The 16,564-nt window shown below is 41.7% G+C and carries 16 protein-coding genes; 2 read left to right on the forward strand and 14 right to left on the reverse strand.

Annotated elements, in window-relative coordinates; genetic code table 11:
• Positions 1-30 precede the first annotated feature (30 nt).
• From D2V05_RS05065 to menC, 3 genes are read right to left on the reverse strand one after another with little or no spacing between them, the layout of a single operon-like run.
• The gene (locus tag D2V05_RS05065) at positions 31-1,104 is read right to left on the reverse strand and encodes an AMP-binding protein (RefSeq protein WP_119646434.1); all 1,074 of its coding nucleotides are present in this window, start codon (positions 1,102-1,104) and stop codon (positions 31-33) included.
• Positions 1,082-2,044, reverse strand: a complete 963-nt coding sequence (locus D2V05_RS05070) for a CPBP family intramembrane glutamic endopeptidase (RefSeq protein WP_119646435.1) — start codon at positions 2,042-2,044, stop codon at positions 1,082-1,084. The genes D2V05_RS05065 and D2V05_RS05070 overlap by 23 nt, the downstream gene beginning before the upstream one ends.
• A complete protein-coding gene (gene menC / locus D2V05_RS05075; protein WP_119646436.1) occupies positions 2,035-3,087 on the reverse strand; it encodes an o-succinylbenzoate synthase in 1,053 nt (350 codons plus the stop codon). Before menC ends, D2V05_RS05070 begins: the two co-directional genes overlap by 10 nt.
• Before the next feature lie 46 nt (positions 3,088-3,133).
• On the opposite strand from menC, the gene D2V05_RS05080 reads away from it, so the two are divergent.
• On the forward strand, positions 3,134-3,928 hold the full coding sequence (locus tag D2V05_RS05080) for an SDR family oxidoreductase (protein WP_119646437.1): 795 nt from the start codon (positions 3,134-3,136) through the stop codon (positions 3,926-3,928).
• A 1-nt stretch (position 3,929) separates the two neighbouring features.
• Here D2V05_RS05080 and D2V05_RS05085 read toward each other — a convergent pair whose 3' ends face one another.
• From D2V05_RS05085 to D2V05_RS05125, 9 genes are all read right to left on the reverse strand, one after another.
• Positions 3,930-5,891, reverse strand: a complete 1,962-nt coding sequence (locus D2V05_RS05085; RefSeq protein ID WP_119646438.1) for a sensor histidine kinase — start codon at positions 5,889-5,891, stop codon at positions 3,930-3,932.
• A gap of 547 nt (positions 5,892-6,438) precedes the next feature.
• Entirely contained in the window at positions 6,439-7,191 is a 753-nt protein-coding gene (locus D2V05_RS05090; RefSeq protein ID WP_119646439.1) for a LytR/AlgR family response regulator transcription factor, read from the reverse strand.
• 33 nt (positions 7,192-7,224) lie between these two features.
• Positions 7,225-8,133, reverse strand: a complete 909-nt coding sequence (gene menA, locus D2V05_RS05095; RefSeq protein ID WP_119646440.1) for a 1,4-dihydroxy-2-naphthoate octaprenyltransferase — start codon at positions 8,131-8,133, stop codon at positions 7,225-7,227.
• Positions 8,134-8,135: 2 nt separating this feature from the next.
• On the reverse strand, positions 8,136-8,735 hold the full coding sequence (locus D2V05_RS05100) for an SPOR domain-containing protein (protein WP_119646441.1): 600 nt from the start codon (positions 8,733-8,735) through the stop codon (positions 8,136-8,138).
• Positions 8,736-8,894: 159 nt separating this feature from the next.
• Positions 8,895-9,725 (reverse strand): CvfB family protein, encoded by an 831-nt coding sequence (locus D2V05_RS05105; RefSeq protein WP_119646442.1) that lies wholly within the window; start codon positions 9,723-9,725, stop codon positions 8,895-8,897.
• 77 nt (positions 9,726-9,802) lie between these two features.
• Positions 9,803-10,144, reverse strand: a complete 342-nt coding sequence (locus D2V05_RS05110) for a DUF2853 family protein (RefSeq protein WP_119646443.1) — start codon at positions 10,142-10,144, stop codon at positions 9,803-9,805.
• Positions 10,145-10,182: 38 nt separating this feature from the next.
• A complete protein-coding gene (gene menD / locus D2V05_RS05115) occupies positions 10,183-11,919 on the reverse strand; it encodes a 2-succinyl-5-enolpyruvyl-6-hydroxy-3-cyclohexene-1-carboxylic-acid synthase (RefSeq protein ID WP_119646444.1) in 1,737 nt (578 codons plus the stop codon).
• 53 nt (positions 11,920-11,972) lie between these two features.
• Complete coding sequence (locus D2V05_RS05120; protein ID WP_119646659.1) at positions 11,973-12,989, reverse strand: chorismate-binding protein; 1,017 nt, start codon at positions 12,987-12,989, stop codon at positions 11,973-11,975.
• A gap of 25 nt (positions 12,990-13,014) precedes the next feature.
• Positions 13,015-13,437: a PaaI family thioesterase gene (locus D2V05_RS05125; protein WP_119646445.1), complete on the reverse strand. Its 423-nt coding sequence runs from the start codon at positions 13,435-13,437 to the stop codon at positions 13,015-13,017.
• A gap of 60 nt (positions 13,438-13,497) precedes the next feature.
• On the opposite strand from D2V05_RS05125, the gene D2V05_RS05130 reads away from it, so the two are divergent.
• The gene (locus D2V05_RS05130) at positions 13,498-14,172 is read left to right on the forward strand and encodes an alpha/beta hydrolase (protein WP_119646446.1); all 675 of its coding nucleotides are present in this window, start codon (positions 13,498-13,500) and stop codon (positions 14,170-14,172) included.
• Here D2V05_RS05130 and D2V05_RS05135 read toward each other — a convergent pair.
• Together D2V05_RS05135 and D2V05_RS05140 are read right to left on the reverse strand one after the other, a co-directional pair.
• A complete protein-coding gene (locus D2V05_RS05135; RefSeq protein ID WP_119646447.1) occupies positions 14,169-15,098 on the reverse strand; it encodes a hypothetical protein in 930 nt (309 codons plus the stop codon). The two genes, D2V05_RS05130 and D2V05_RS05135, sit on opposite strands and share 4 nt — an antisense overlap.
• 84 nt (positions 15,099-15,182) lie before the next feature.
• Entirely contained in the window at positions 15,183-16,439 is a 1,257-nt protein-coding gene (locus D2V05_RS05140) for an NAD(P)/FAD-dependent oxidoreductase (RefSeq protein ID WP_119646448.1), read from the reverse strand.
• Positions 16,440-16,564 lie beyond the last annotated feature (125 nt).

Raw genomic sequence — 16,564 nt, forward strand, 5'->3', positions numbered from 1 at the left:
GTTGATTTTTGGTTTATGAAAATACTGAAATTATAAGATTTGCAGTACTGTTTTTTCTCGGTGAATTTTTTGTGTAGAAGTTTCCACAAAAGATTTTACAAAGTAAATCTCCTTGGGAACTTCATATTTTGAGATATCCCTTAAGGATTTAATCTGTTTAAGGAGTGCTTCTTTTGGTGTAGGTTCCCCTTCAATGACCAGAACCAGTTTTTGTCCCAACGCCTGATCTGGTATTCCCATGACAAAAAAACGTGGTGTGATTATCGATGCCAACTTGACCTCAATGGTTTCAGGCATCAGTTTGACCCCTCCTGAATTGATTACACTATCATAACGCCCCAACCATTTAAAACGGGTTTCACTGACCAATTCTACCAGGTCATTGGTAACAACTTCATGATCTGAAATATTGGGAGCATCAATGACCAAACAGCTTCTATCATCTGTTGCCAAAGTAACATGGGGAAGGGCCTCAAAATAAGGGGTTGGTTTAGGAACTATTTCTTTTACTGCTATATGGGTTATGGTCTCCGTCATTCCATAGGTCTCGTAGGCCCTCAAGTGAATTTTAAGCAACTCGGAACGTAATTTGTCGTCCACCGGGGCTCCACCAATGATCAAAGTCTTGATTCGTGACAAATACTCCAAGGAGTTTTGGACCTGTAGCGGAACCATCGCGGTAAAATCGTACTGTTTTTGATTGTGGGACAAAGGGGTTGATGTAGGTTCCACTTCATCCAAATGCAGACCAAGGACCATGGCCCGTACCAACATCATTTTTCCTGCAATACCTGTGCAAGGCAAACATAAAAGAGCAGATTGTTTGGGTCGTAACTTAAAATATTCCCCTGTGGCCATGACCGAATTGACCATCTGCTCTTTTTTCAAAGTGATTTTTTTGGGTTTTCCTGTTGAACCTGAAGTGAAGACTTCCACCGTGGGTTTGTCAGAAACCCAATCCAATAAAAAATCGCCCAAAGGAATCTCGTAGGCTTCCCCTTCCTTGACCAGACTGTAACCAATCTCCGATAAATCCTCCAAAGAATAGGAGACACCGTTCAGTCTAAATTCAGGATGGATGTTATGCCAAATCGGAATCTCCATCTGTGAGGGCTACAAATTCTTCTTTGGTCAATACTTTTCCAAAAAGTCGTTCCTTCCAGTTCTCCCACCCATATTTCTTTGAAAAAATAAGGATGAGGATGGGATAGAATACAAAAACAGGTACCAGAACATCCCACCCCAACACAGGATCGGAAACATCCTTATAAATAGAATTGGTGTGGAAAGCGGTCCAGTCCGCAGTTACCAAAAGTGCGGTGAAAAGGTTGTTGGCGGCATGAAAACCAAGTGGAAGTTCCAATCCTTCATCCATCAAGGTCAAAATACCCAGAAAGAATCCTGTGCCTATATAAAATACCAAAATTCCATAGCCCAATTTTTCAACTTCTGGGTTGAAGATATGCAGGAGGCCAAAAAGAGACGAACTGATGACAAAGGGCAACCATTTGGTCTTTGAGCCAATCCCAATCCCCTGCATAAGATACCCTCTGGTAAAATATTCCTCAAAACTGGTTTGTATGGGCACAAAAATGATGGAAATCACAAAGAGCACAAAAAATGGCATGGGTTTAAAATTGAACACATAGTTTTCTGGAGAAAGATAAATATCCAGCACAACCATGACCGACGAAACGATGCCCCAAAGTCCGAATGCAAAAAGGATGCGTTTCCAATCCACTTTTTTACGGGAGGTCGTGAAGCTTGTAAAAGATTGCTTGTGCAGAAACCGGATTACAACCCAAAGACTTCCCATGGCCGCGACAAAAGTGAGCAGTACCAAGAGAAAAAACAGGTTCAATCCCAAGGTATTGGCCATGGCTCCATAATCAGTGGGCATGTTCATCATGGAGTCCGATTTGAGCAAGAGAGCAGCTACAAGTGGAATCCCCCCCAATATCTGCCAGCCAAAAAAGATGATCAAAAGCCCAACCACGTAGCGCCATCCTTCGCTAAATCCTTTATATCCTTGTTCTATGTACATATTTTCTCAATTTCTTTCCGGTTCCAACCCCTGGATCGGTTATAACATATTTTACCCTGGAAAACCTCCAAAGGACTTTCAAAATTATTCGTATATAAACTTCCCGTGCCCAATCCCTGTGGTATGGTGGGATGTAATGTGTAGGTCCATTGTGCAATGGCGTTCAACCCAATATTGCTCTCGAGCGCACTGGTGACCCACCAACCTATATTATACTTTTCCGCTAAATTGATCCATTGTTCGGACCCTGCAAAACCACCCACTAAACTAGGTTTCAATATAATATATTGTGGTCTTATGGTTTGCAGCAAACGTTCCTTTTCCGCTAAGAAAAAAACACCGATTAATTCTTCATCCAAAGCTATGGGTAATGGGGTTTGCCCACAAAGCTTTGCGATTTCTTTCCACTGCTTGGGTTTTATGGGCTGTTCTATGGAATGCAATTGAAATTGGGCCAATCTTTCCAATTTTTTCATGGCTTCATCAGGAGAAAATGCCCCGTTGGCATCAACGCGCAGCTCTATTTCCTCTGGGCCAAAATTCTCGCGAATGGATTTTAGTATGGCAATCTCCTTTTCAAAATCAATGGCGCCTATCTTCATTTTGATACACTTGAACCCTTCCTTCAATTTTTGCTGCAATTGTGATAACATAAAAGATTCATCACCCATCCAGATCAATCCGTTAATGGGAATGGGCGATTTTTTTTGGGTAAAATCTGAGGGGAAAAGCTCAAAGGGATCATTGGATGAAAGAGAAAGTAATGCCTGCTCCAGACCAAATTGGATGGAAGGAAATTCCATCAATTCCTCCAATAACCGTTCTTTGTCTAATTCGATATTACTACAGACCCAAGCCAATTTCTGCTCGTACTCGGGAACATCGTCAATGCTCAACCCCTTTAATAGGCCACACTCCCCTATCCCAAAACTATGGTCATCGTGCAAAACCAAGAAATAGGTTTTCTTCTGTGTCAATATGCCACGCGAGGTTCCGCTGGGAACTTTAAAATTAAGGGTGTACTTTTTATAGGTCGCTTTCATCCTGTGCCCTCAAATTTAACTATATTTTGCCTCTAAAAGGGAAGTTATGGCAAGTATCAAAGGAAAAACAATTTGGATAACCGGGGCCTCATCCGGCATTGGAAAAAGTTTGGCTTTGGAACTTGGCAAATACCCCTGCAACCTTATTCTATCATCAAGGAAAGAAGCGGATTTGATTAAGGTAAAGGAAGCCTGTGGAGGTTCCGATACTATTTCGATATTGCCCTTGGATCTCAAGGACCATCACCAAATGGACCAAATCTCTAAAAAGGCCATCTCTTTTTATGGCAAGGTCGACATCTTGGTCAACAATGCGGGAATCAGTCAGCGCTCGTTGATCAAGGACACGGATTTGGACGTTTACAAACAACTTATCGATATTGACTATTTGGGTACCGTGGCCTTGTCCAAGGCAATCCTTCCCCATTTTTTGGCCAATGGGATCGGGCATTATGTTACCGTCACCAGTTTGATGGGTAAATTTGGATCTCCTTATCGTTCAGGCTATTGTGGGGCTAAACACGCCCTTCATGGTTTTTTTGATGTGATGCGGATGGAACACGAAAAAGATGGAATACAAGTGACCTTAGTGTGTCCCGGTTTTGTACAGACCAATGTGGCCAAAAATGCACTTACGGCAGATGGTTCTCCCCAGAAGACGGACGATAAGGCCACACAAAATGGGATTACCCCGGAATTGGCAGCAAAAAAGATGGTTTCCGCCATCCAGAAGAGAAAATTTGAAGTGAATATTGGAGGCAAAGAGATAAGCGGAGCTTACTTAAAACGGTTCTTTCCCAAGCTGCTGCACAAGGTAGTCCTCAAAAGCCAAGTGAGATGATTCAACTAAAGTTGAACCAAAATCTTACCCCTTCGGATTGTTTGTCGATGTTGAGCTTAGACTGCAATTGGTTCACCAATCGGTTGATCAGGCGTATTCCCATGGAGGAATGAGTCCTTTCCTCGGTATCCTCCGGCAGCCCCACTCCATTATCGGTATATTCAAAATAGCCTTGGTCGCCGTTTTTACGAAGATGGATGTAAATTTTTCCATTTTCATCATTCTCCGGGAAAGCATATTTGAATGAATTGGAAACCAGTTCGTTCAAAATCAATCCAAAAGGAATGGCCCTGTCAATATCCAATTCGGTGCCTTCGGCATCTATGGTAATGCTGATGTTGTGCCCTCCTTTTTTGTAAACGGACTGCACGCTGTTAATCAAACTCTCAATATAGCCCTGCATTTCGATGACGGATAGGTCATCATTCTGATACAATTTTTGATGGATCAAGGCCATGGCCTTTACCCTACTCTTCCCTTCTTCCAAAGCTTCAATGGCAGCCTTGCTTCTTGTATTTTTGGTTTGAAGGCTGAGCAAGCTGGATACCATTTGAAGGTTGTTCTTCACCCTATGATGGATTTCTTTCAAAAGAGAATCCTTTTCCACCAATGCAATTTCAATAATATGCTTTTGCTCTGCGATCAACCGTTGGTTTTTGATACTCTTCAAATAGGCATATACCAAACCCGCAAACCCTAAAAGGGTGAAAATCAACGATATAAATACAAGATTGATACGTTCATCCTTTGCTTTCATATCGCTACGGGCCAGTTCGTTTATCCTTTTCTGCTCATCTATCAACCGCTGGGAATTTTCAAGATCCTCGTTGGCCACAATGGTCACCAATTGCTGCTTAATGAGGGCCGATTGCTTTTGGGACATGGAATCTTTTATCCTTTCATTGCGCTTATAATAAATGGCAGCATTCCTAAAGTTTTCGATCTTATCATAATAAGCGGCCAACAAACTATTACGCTTAATAGCCTGAAAAATGGTGATGTTATCAAATTCAACATCCAAATATTTTTTGGCTTCTGTATAGTGCTCCATCTTTAGATTGGCATCCGCCAAATACAAGGTGTTATCCACCACCTCACTCTGGTCACTGTTCTTGGGCGAGGTTTTCAGGACTTCAATACTGTTCTGCAATAAGGGCAATGCTTCCTCGTATTCCCCAAGCATCACATGACATTTGGCTATGTTTCCCTCAATTTCAGCCTTAAGAAGATCACTTTCAAAAATATCCGATTCGCTTTTTTGGGTGGAAATATCGTTAAGGTACACATCCAAATAGGCTTTGGCCTTTTTTAACTCACTCAAAGCTGTAGGTGCAGAATTGTCCAATCTGAGATAGTTGCCAACTTTGCTGTGGTATTTTGCCAGACCATAGGAGTCATTGTCCGCGATGGTCGGCTTTACCTCCATGATATATTGGTTCCTTGCCTTTGTGTACAGTCCAAGGTTACTGTAGATATCATAAAAGGATACGTTGTCCGTAATACCCAATTCACGTTTTCTCTTTCTAATCTCAATCTGCTTGTCGTACAACTGCAGGTTGGCATAGTTATCATCCAAGACATCCAGGATAATCCTTTTGGATTCGGGATCCAACGAATCCTTTGAAAAATACAAATCCTTGGCCAAGGCCGTACTCTTGTCATATTCACCCAAATCATTGTACACCTGCGCCTCCATGACCCTATAGAGTTTGGATGCTATGGTATCGTTGGTTTTTTCGGTATTTGCCAGATATATCTTGATGGTATCCAACCAATCGTATGCGGAGTTGGTATTGTACCGGTTTACCGAATTGAAGAAAATATCGAACCTGCCAGATGGTGCATTGGCATCTTTGAATTCCTTTAACACACTCTGCTCCCCATCAGTTGAGATTTGAGCCGAGGCATGAAAAAGAAAAATGAAATATAATGTGGTGAATAAAAATCTTACGTAACGTCCCATTAATTTTCTTGATATAGCAACCACAATCCATAGGATGCAGTCCCATATTATTTGTGCCCTTTTTTTCCTTTATAGCCCCAATACACAAATCTCTTCAGAGACGAAAACCATCAGCTGAAAAACAAGTATGGGGTATATAAAGAACGTTAGTTTAGTCCCAAAATTAAATTCCATACTACAGACTTGTCCACTATTGTTGTGAAAACCCCGTATTCTGTTGTGAAAAGTACATCGATGTATGTGAAGTGGTATTATATCGATGTTTTGTGCATTTCATGGAATAGCCCAAGGATTGCTTAAGTATCAAAATCAAAAAAGGCCTTGCCGATTAAACAAGACCCTTTTACGAGAACACTATATGAAAATGAAAAAATTACTTTCTGAAATATTAACACTACTAAAGTATGGGCATGCTCGTAGATGTTGAAATTTATGTTGTGAACACTATAAAAGTTGTGGTCTTTTTCTTTAAAAAGAGTTGTTGTATAAAAAAAGCACCCTTAAGGGTGCTCTCTAATAATATATTTGAAACAAAGTCCGGTCTTTCCTAACTGTTCATGGATGATAGGATAAATTCCTTGAAGTCTTTGGAAATGGGAATCAGGTTATTATTGATCACAATATCCTTTGAGTTGATGGCATCAATATGATCCACATTTACGATATAGGACTTGTGTGCCCTGTAGAATTTGTTCTGTGGCAATTTTTCCAAATAATCCTTTAACGGTGAACGGACCAAAAACTTCTTGTCAGAGGTATTTACTTCCAAATACACATTGTCCGCCTTGATGAACTGGATGTCCTTAAACTGTATCCTGTAGTAAAGGTGTTGTTTCTTCACAAAGATGGAATCCTTCAGTACGGAGTTGGATGTGAAGCTTTCTCCTGCTTCCTCAAACTCTTTACTGTTTTCCTTTCGGGCGTAGCTAAAATTGGAAAGGGCAATCTCTATAGAGGTGTAAAGATCTTGTTGCTCAAAAGGTTTTACCAGATAACCATCAGGCTTCACCGTTTTTGCATTCTCCACAGTGGCCCTATCGGAGTTGGAGGTCACGAATATGAACGGGATGTTATAATTCTCCCGGATATGTTTTCCTAGGTCGATACCTGTCTTGTCCGAAGCCAAGATGATATCGATCAACACCAAATCAACATGGTTGTTCTTCAATACCTCTACGGCTTGTTCGTATACAATGACATTATCCACAATCTCATACCCAATTTCCTCGAGCATGGATTGCATATCATCCGCAATGATGACATTGTCCTCTACGATTAGAATTTTGATTGGATGTTCCAAGTTCCTTTAAGTTTATCTGGTTGTTAATCAAATTTACAAAAAAATATTTACAGCTATGAAGAAGAGTATGGCAAGTAAGAAAGTACTCAATGCCAACTTCTTCAGTTCCCCATCAAGCTTCACCGGTTCGTGGGTCAACATCACTTTTCTCAAGTGGATCAATAGAGGCACAAAGGCAAGCATAAAAAAGGAATGGCTCCAATGGATGCCTTCCCATACGATATAGACCAAAAAGAGCAACAACGCCATGGATATCAAAAAGAAGTGGTACCGTTTCCCATTTTCATAGCCCAATTTAACTACCAAGGTATTCTTACCATGTTTTTTGTCCGAAACCACATCCCTCAAATTATTGAGATTGAGCACTCCAACGCATAACAACCCAACGGCCACCGCGGGCAAAATGGATGGCCCATCTAACCTTTTTGTGAATAAGAACATGCTTCCCAGCACGCCAAGCAATCCAAAGAACAAAAACACGAAAAGATCACCGAGACCCTTATATCCATATGGATTAGCGCCCATGGTATACTTGAGTGCCGCCCAAATGCTCAGCACCCCAAGTACGGTAAATAGGATAATGTAAGGAAGGTTTTCCCATCCAAAAGCTTGATAGACCAACACCAAGGCCAAAGCCATGGAAATTGCAATGGAAATGATGATACCTTTTTTTAGCGTTGCCCTGGTGAGCAAACCGCTTTGCAATGCCCTTGCTGGCCCAATTCGATCTTCATTATCGGTGCCTTTGACCCCATCGCCATAGTCGTTGGCAAAATTGGAGGTTACCTGAAAACCTATTGTAGTAAGGAGTGCCAATATAAAAATGGAAAGTTCAAAAAAACCTTGTTTTCTGGCCAAGGCAGCTCCTACAATAATTCCGGATAAGGAAAGTGGAAGTGTTCTTAATCGAGCGGCCTGTATCCAGGTCTTAGTATTTCCCAAGCTTAAAAAGGATCTTCTATTTTAACTCTTTTACCGTCTTGATATGAGGCCACAAATGCATCCTTAAAGCCCATTTGTACCAATTGCTTTCTAAAGGATTGGGCTTCCTGCAAGGTTTCAAAATTACCTAGGGAATAGGCATAAAAGGGATTTGTTTTTACAAAAAGGGTATTGGTCAATGCCTCAGATGCCAAGGTTACGTTATTGTCCACAAAAGATTTGACCTGAACGGAATAAATTTTTTCCTTGTTCAGAAACTCCTTGGCCAAATAGAACTCCTTGACCAAACTCAATTCTTCATTTTGTGATTTTAGGTTATCGATCCTTGCTTTGATCACGTCCAAACTATCAATGGACACCAATACGTTACTTTGGTTTTCGAAGGATTGTTTGCTACTGAGCCCGGCGGTAAAGGAGGTGATAGCCAAAGTTCCAATGACGAACAATCCCACAAAACCCAATAGAATGTTCCTTTGCACTTTCAATTTGCGCAAATCTTTGTTCTTATACTTTATCTGATCCAGTAGTCGTTCGTTGATGATCTGGGCCTTATCTATATCCTTATGAAGGTCCAACAAATCGCTTTCTTCAATAAAAGGCATATTGTCAAGGGGTTATGGGTTAAATGTTATGACAAATACATAACAATCAATAAGTTGGTACGTATCCTACAAATGTAAAATATTTAACTAAAGAAAAAAACTCAACGGTATGAAAATAACTCACTTATCCCTAAAAATCCATATTGATGAAATAGATCTTCACAACAAACGGATACCATCCTCTTGAATGGTAATCTTGCGCTGTCTGTAAAGAATGCCCACTCCCTTTTTAAAGGCCTTCTTGCTCAAATGAAGCTGACTCTGGATTTCTTCGGGTGAAGACTTGTCATGCAAGGGTAAAAAACCATTGTTCTGTTGCAGTTTATCAAAAATGATTTTGGCAGTGGGCTCCAACATTTTGGCCCCAATGGGCTGAAGGGAAATATCAATTTTATGGTCATCCCTAACCTTCTTAACATAACCCTTAACTTGACTACCAACCGATACGGGTTTAAAGATATCGCTGTCGAAAATGAGCCCTTTGTATTTGTTGTCCACTATGACCTCCCAACCCAAGGGGGTTTTTCGGTATACCAAAAGATCCACCTCTGTATTGGGTTTGTAGTCGGCGCCTTCATTTATTAGGAACCTGTCCAATTTACTGGATCCTGTCAACCTCATGCTCTCCTCATCCATATAGCAATGCACCATGTATTTTTTCCCTTCCTCCATACGCTGGGCCTGTTCCCTGAAAGGAACGAGCAAATGCTTTTCAAGGCCCCAATCCAAAAAGGCGCCATAGGCACTGACTTCTGTTACTTTTAAAAAAGCAAATCCATCCCGAACAATATATGGTGTTAAGGTGGTAGCGACTGGGCGTTCACTATTGTCCAAATAGCAGAATACGGTTAAATCGGCATCTATTTTAAAGTCTTCGGGCACATACTTGTTGGGCAAAAGAATTTCCGTGCCCTCTTCATCTTCCAAAAAAAGACCGACACTGGTAGCCCTAACAATTTTCAGCGTATTGTAATCCCCTAATTTTATCATGGCACAAAGGTAGATGTAAATTGTGTGTATAAAAAAAGCCGCCCGTAATGGACAGCTTTATTAAGCGGTTAACCATTTTAATTATAAACGGATTCCTTTCCAAAATGTTTGGCCAACATATAGTAGATGACCGCCCTATGCTTGTTTTTTTCAGATTGGCCGTATTTGGCAATGACTTTGTTGATGCCTTCCATTAAGGCAGGACTATCCGCAAGCCCTAATTTTTTGATCAAGAAGTTGTTCTTTACGGTTTCCAGTTCCTTTTCGTCAGATCCAGAAACTTTGGAAGCATCCAGGTTATATATGGCAGGGCCAAGTCCAATGGCAACCTTGGTCAATAAATCCATATTCGGGGTCTCCCCAAATTTGGATTTGATATCCTCTGCGTACTTTTCAATTAACTCGTCTCTTTTGCTCATGATCGATCAGTGTTTTTTTATGATTTATAGCGTAGCCCCTAAGATATGAAATCGAAGTAGCCAAGCAAAATTTTATTGTTCAAGTCCCTAGGGGTGAAAATCTCCAATATCCTTGGTTTTTGTGATGGATCATAAAGATGTTGCAGGTTATCGATAAGCTCCATTTCATTTTCTGCCTTGAAATATTCAAACCCATACATGTTGGCCAAATGCTCGGCGGAAAGACCGTGGTGGGTCTCAAAAAAGGTCTCGAATTCTACTGTGTCCTCCTTGCCCGGCAAGATCCTGAAAATTCCCCCTCCCCCATTGTTGATAAGGATTATCCTGAAATCGGGTCGTATGTGATTGTTCCAAAGTGCATTGCTGTCATAGAAAAAACTAAGGTCCCCTGTAATCAACAGCGTAGGTTCCGGGTTGTGTATCGATGCCCCGACAGCCGTGGACGAGCTACCATCGATACCACTGGTACCCCGGTTGCAAAAGACTTTAAGAGACTCGTGCATGGGGAACAGCTGTGCATAACGCACCGTGGAGCTATTGGCGAGATGCACCTGATACCCTTTGGGTATGCTTTCCATGATTTTATCAAAAACCGTAAAATCTGAAAATGGAATCTGATTTAGGTAGGCCTGTCGCTTTTTTTCATATTGTGTTTTTACCTCTTCCCAATAGGCTTTGTATTCGCTCACCGTATCCTGTGAAAATCCTAAAGCTGTGAAAAACGCATTGGGGCTCGTTTTTATATGTTCCGAAAGGCAATAAAAAGTATTATAGGCCTTCTTTTCATCTATATGCCAATGATGTTTCGGTTTAAATTTTCGCAGAAAGGCCTTTATTTTTTTGGAAACAATCAAACCGCCGAAAGTTACCAACAAATCGGGTTGTAACTTTTTGAACAGTTCATGCACGTTTGTTGATTTTTCAATGGGTGCGATAATGCTGTCGATGCTCAGGAAAAAATTAGGATGGTGCAGATTGGATGTGGTTTCTGTAAATACCAAGGTATTGCCGTCGTTGGCCAATTTTTCCATGACCGATTCATCTATGGAACCGGGATGGTTTACGCCGACCAAGACCATTTTGCGCTGACTTTCATGCCATATTTTGGCCAGTTCTTCCCAATTTTGGATTTCCTGGGGTTTTGGAAACGAGATCAAGCTTTCCTGAATTTTCACTGATCGAGATTCAACCCGCCCATACAAAGGTTCCTCAAAAGGTATGTTGATGTGGACAGGGGCTTTTTCATGAAAAGCTGTTTGCAGTGCTCTTGCTATTTCCTTTTCATTAAAGGCCTGAACGGCTTCCTGGCTTTCCTCCAACAGGTTTGGACCATAGGCGGCAACTTTCTCGGTGGCATGCGAAATATCCTGCTTTAAATTGGCCGCATAACCGATATGCCTGTCCAAAACGTTTTCTTGTCGAATGGTCTGTCCATCCCCTATATCGATTCGGTAACCGGGACGATCCGCCGATACCACGATCAAAGGAATGTCACTATAGAATGCCTCGGCCACGGCCGGATAGTAATTTAAAAGGGCGCTCCCCGAGGTACAGACCACTGCCACCGGTTCCTGCAACTGTTGGGCCATGCCCAGTGCAAAAAAGGCGGCACAACGTTCATCCACAACGCTATAACACTTGAAAGAAGGGTTTTTGGTAAAACTGATGGTCAACGGAGCATTCCGCGATCCAGGTGAAATGACAATATGTTTAACTCCCTTGGATTTAAAATACAACACCAAGGTCTGTGCAGAGGGAATATCTGAGTACATCATGGACTACAAAAATACATTTGAAAAACATATTCCCATAGCATGGAAGCAACTTATTACAAGATGCCGAGCATGGTTTTGCTTTTGTTCTGTGTCTCTATCCATTCCTGTTCTGGAACAGAACCAGCAGTTATGCCCCCTCCTACGAATATGGCGGCATGGTTACTGGAAAGTTCCATGCACCTCAAATTCACGAACAGGGAGGCCTCCTTTGGTGCCCAAAGGTTCAATTCTCCCAAAAAGCCTGTGTAATAGGTCCGTTGGTAATTTTCATTTTGTAAGATGAAATCCTGGGCTACCTTGGTAGGTATGCCGCATACGGCTGGGGTGGGATGTAAAGAGTTGATGATTTCCGATAGACTGGTATTGGGGAGTGGGACTCCCTTGACCTCAGATCTTAAATGCCACAGTTTCCCCGCCCTGATGGATTCAGCTTTTTCAATGATAAGGTCTTCCATCAAGTTACCCAAGGAATCCTTGATATGATCCGATACCATTTGCTGTTCTTCGATTTCTTTTGCCCCCCATTCTGGCTGCTTATTTTCCTCATAAGGCAAGGTAGCGGCCAAGGACATGGTTTTCAGTTGTCCATCCTTGATTCTGACCAAGGTCTCAGGAGTGGCCCCGCACCAGGTACCCACTTTGGGATGATGGAAGAAATAGCAAAAAGCATTGGGGTAATTCCCCAACACATCTTTAAAAATTTGGATTGGATTTTTTGAAATTTTCAGATCAATTTTTCTGGAAAGGACCACTTTTTTCAATTCACCTGACTGGATGGCCTGTATGCCTTTTTCCACAAGTTCAATATGCTCTTTTTGCCCATCCTCGGAAATGACGAGCTCTTTATTTTTCACTTCACTTTCAAAAAGAACATGGGTTTGAAATACTTCATCCGGTTGGATGAGTACCACTCCTTCGTTAAGCGAAAAGGGTGCGAAAACAAAACCGTTGTCCTCAAAATCTTTGGTGATATTTAAATTGGCATTGGACTGAAAAATAGCTGTGAGCACCTGTTCATTGGGTTTTCTGAATGCTACAAAGGGTAGTCCTATTTCCAGGCCTAAACCCATTCTTTTTAAAATGTATTCAGGGTCCTTATTTTCTGGGTAAAGCAATGGTAGTCAATTTACAGTTGGAAATGAGGTCGCCCTCCTCATTGGTGATCTTTATTTCCCAAAGTTGGGTAGTACGGCCTTTATGGAGAATGGAAGCCCTTGCGTACACATAGCCTTCCTTAATGGATTTCACATGGTTGGCCGCAATTTCAATACCTCGGACAAAAAACTCCTTGCCATCCAAAAAAATATAAGATGCAGCACTGCCCACACTTTCCGCCAGCGCTACGGATGCCCCACCATGGAGCACCCCGTCAGGTTGATGGACCTTTGGCGTTACGGGCATTCGGGCCAAGAGAAAATTTTCACCTACATCGATGTACGTGATGTTCAATGTTTCCATCAAGGTCCCTTTGCAGATTTCATTGCAGACGGCCAGAATTTTCTCTTTGTGTTCGTTCATGCTCGCATTTTTTGTAAAATTACACAAAGCTTTGGCAATTTCTAATCAACCTCTGGGATTATGTCCACTATGGAAAAGTCGGTTACCTATACCTCTGAAAACACCTATTTAACGCTCAATGAAATAACTCCCAAGACCCAAAACATTTGGTTGGTCTTTCATGGAATCGGTTATTTGAGCCGTTATTTTGCCAAATATTTTAAAAGTTTGGATTCTGATGAAAATTATATCATCGTTCCCCAAGCCCCTTCCAAATATTATTTGAAAAACGAATATAAGTATGTGGGGGCCAGTTGGCTCACCAAAGAAAATACCGCTGTGGAAATTGAAAATATCATCAATTATATTGATGCTGTCATGGCTAACGAAAACCTCTCCAATAACTTGAATATCAATTTATTTGGATTTTCTCAAGGTGTATCGGTTTTAACACGCTGGTTGGTCCGAAAGAAATTGTCTTGCAACATGATAGTGCTTTACGCCGGAGGCATCCCAAACGAACTTACCGCAGATGATTTTGCATTCCTGGATTTCGACACCACCAAAATCAAGGTCATTTATGGGGACAAGGACGAGTTTTTGACCCCGGACCGATTGGTGGCAGAGCATGCAAAGATCGAAACCCTGTTCGCAGGACACGCAGAAACCATCATCTTTAAAGGAGGGCATGAAGTTAAACCAAAAATCATCCAAAAGTTACTTTCAGAGCCTTCCGACTCCTCATCTGCCAATTAATGGTCGGTCTTTTCCTTGGGGGTTTCTTCTTCAGGGTAGTATTTAATGACCCTTGTGGTGTACGTGTTATCCGGGGTTATAATCTTTTTCACCCAGTTCTTTGGTGTGTGGCTATCAAATTGAAAAATATATTCGTCTACGGCTTCCGTGTTCAGGGTTTTGGTGACCACCTTTTGCAGCACCCCATCCTTGTAGTGGTAGAACAGTTTTTTTTGCGAAACGAACTCTTTCTCCCCAACATCATATAAAAAATCCTCCTGGGTCAACAATTTGCCTTCGGGACCATAAACCTCTTCCACGGCAGTATTGGGCTCACCATCCAAATATTCCTTTGTCAAAACTACTTTTTGGGTACCCTTCGGACCCTTCCTTTCCGAAGTCCTAACTGATTTTTCCAAAATACCATTGGTAAAGGTACTGATGGTCAACTCATTTTTATAGGGAGTATATTCAAAAGTGGTCTCATCCACTCCATCGGTATTGGAAGAAATAATGCGTACCAATTTTCCGTCCTCATTGTATTGATATTCCTCCTTTTCCAAAAACTGTTTGTCGTATGATATAATCTTTTCCACCACTTTTCGTGTGGGAACGGTATCCACGGTATAAAAGTTGGCCATGGACGTTGATTCATCCAACACATTGTTCTTGTAGCTTTCCATGCGTTTTTCCAACAACTCCCCATTACTATACCTGTAATCGGTTATGTCCTGGTCGGAATCATTATATTGGGTGATGGTTTTTGTAAGGATGCCCTCTTCGTTGAACTCGAAAAATTCACGTCCATAATCCGTGATCACCAAACACGATTTCACCTTTCCCTTTAGGTCAAAGTCTTCTACCTTGAAAATTTGGACATCTTGGGACCAAACTCCAAAAATTTGAAAAAATGAGAAAAATAAAAGGGTCGCGTAGTGTCTTTTCATACTGTAAAATTAGTTCTTAATACGGCAACTAAAAAATTTATAGCACACACCATGCCCAATTTAACCCAAAGAAAATATTATTGGTTAAAACCTACGTTCTGGATAAAAAGGGGTGATATCCATTGATAATTTATCACCGGAAATCAGTTCTGTGACCAATTTGCCTGTGGCGGGACCCAAGCTCCAACCCATCATGGCATGTCCTGTGGCCACAATCAGGTTGTCAAGTGCCTTGGGTCTTCCAATATAGGGTAACCCATCAGGAGAAACGGGACGTAGGCCGCATTGCGCACTTTCCTTGTCCTTTTCTGGAATCTGCAATCCTTGATAATATTGTTCCACCCCTTGGGCAATGGCCTCTACTCTTTCCTTTCGGATGATGTGGTTGATTCCGGAAAATTCCATGGTCCCTGCAAAACGAGTAAATCCTTCCATGGGGGTAACGGCAATCTTTTTCTCCATTAAAATGGCGGGCATGGTTATACCTGTTAGAGCATCCATGTTGATTCGGTACCCTTTCCCTGCTTGTAATGGCAGATTCAAGTTCAACTTTTTGGAGATTTCCCCGGTCCAAGATCCAGCGGCAAATACTACTTCATCAGGTTTATAACTGGCCTTGTCCGTTTTAATTTCGGTGATTTTACCACCAGCGGCCAGAACATTCACAACTTCCTCGTTTTTATGTATCTCAACCCCACTTTTGATAAGGTGTTCCAACATTTTTTTCATGATCTGAGGCGGTGTGGTATGCCTGTCACATTCCCATAGAATGGCACCTTTGGCGTTGAAATCTACATTGGGTTCCAATGCTTTCAGCTCTCCCATGGACAATTCCCTTCCCTCCAATCCCAATCCTGCCGCTTTCACCAAAACTTCCATTTCGTGATCACGGGCTTCATCGGTCTGGTACACCATCAACAATCCGCGTTCACCAATCTGAAAGTCGCCCAAATCCCCTGATGTCTTGATGTCCTCATAAAGTTCTCGGCTTAGCAAGTTGATATCCCTAATGATGGGCATTGCTTTTTCCACCTTTTCCTCGGTGGATGATTTTTTGAAATACCAGGCCCATTTGATGAATTCGGGATCGAGCCTGGGCTTCATGTAAAATGGACTGGACGAATTGAACATGTACTTCAATCCCTTGGAAATCATTCCAGGTGCAGCTAACGAGACAATATGGCTTGGGGTAAGGTAGCCTGCATTCACAAAAGATGCCCCGGCAGAAATGTCCGATTTGTCCAAAACGGTTACCTTATGCCCTTGCTTCTGTAAATAATAAGCGGTGGAAAGTCCGACGATACCGCCCCCCACTACGACTACACTTTTAGTATTGCCCATGTCCTTGGATTTTTATGGTTGCATGTTGATTTGAAACAAGGAGCCAATTTACGCAATGGGCAGGAAAAAGTTAATGGGAAGGTTATCTTTTCTTTAGCAATGTTTTACCTATTTTTGGGAAATTT

The organism is Flagellimonas pelagia (assembly GCF_003584135.1).
Lineage (GTDB): Bacteria > Bacteroidota > Bacteroidia > Flavobacteriales > Flavobacteriaceae > Flagellimonas > Flagellimonas pelagia.

Excerpts from the sequence above, each read along its gene's own strand:
- D2V05_RS05080 (WP_119646437.1), top strand. The coding sequence starts at position 3,134 with ATGGCAAGTATCAAAGGAAAAACAATTTGGATAACCGGGGCCTCATCC.
- D2V05_RS05085 (WP_119646438.1), bottom strand. The coding sequence starts at position 5,891 with ATGGGACGTTACGTAAGATTTTTATTCACCACATTATATTTCATTTTT.
- D2V05_RS05100 (WP_119646441.1), bottom strand. The coding sequence starts at position 8,735 with ATGCCTTTTATTGAAGAAAGCGATTTGTTGGACCTTCATAAGGATATA.
- menD (WP_119646444.1), bottom strand. The coding sequence starts at position 11,919 with ATGATGTACTCAGATATTCCCTCTGCACAGACCTTGGTGTTGTATTTT.
- D2V05_RS05135 (WP_119646447.1), bottom strand. The coding sequence starts at position 15,098 with ATGAAAAGACACTACGCGACCCTTTTATTTTTCTCATTTTTTCAAATT.
- D2V05_RS05065 (WP_119646434.1), bottom strand. The coding sequence starts at position 1,104 with ATGGAGATTCCGATTTGGCATAACATCCATCCTGAATTTAGACTGAAC.
- D2V05_RS05130 (WP_119646446.1), top strand. The coding sequence starts at position 13,498 with ATGTCCACTATGGAAAAGTCGGTTACCTATACCTCTGAAAACACCTAT.
- menC (WP_119646436.1), bottom strand. The coding sequence starts at position 3,087 with ATGAAAGCGACCTATAAAAAGTACACCCTTAATTTTAAAGTTCCCAGC.
- D2V05_RS05125 (WP_119646445.1), bottom strand. The coding sequence starts at position 13,437 with ATGAACGAACACAAAGAGAAAATTCTGGCCGTCTGCAATGAAATCTGC.
- D2V05_RS05105 (WP_119646442.1), bottom strand. The coding sequence starts at position 9,725 with ATGATAAAATTAGGGGATTACAATACGCTGAAAATTGTTAGGGCTACC.
- D2V05_RS05140 (WP_119646448.1), bottom strand. The coding sequence starts at position 16,439 with ATGGGCAATACTAAAAGTGTAGTCGTAGTGGGGGGCGGTATCGTCGGA.
- D2V05_RS05070 (WP_119646435.1), bottom strand. The coding sequence starts at position 2,044 with ATGTACATAGAACAAGGATATAAAGGATTTAGCGAAGGATGGCGCTAC.
- D2V05_RS05120 (WP_119646659.1), bottom strand. The coding sequence starts at position 12,989 with ATGGGTTTAGGCCTGGAAATAGGACTACCCTTTGTAGCATTCAGAAAA.
- D2V05_RS05110 (WP_119646443.1), bottom strand. The coding sequence starts at position 10,144 with ATGAGCAAAAGAGACGAGTTAATTGAAAAGTACGCAGAGGATATCAAA.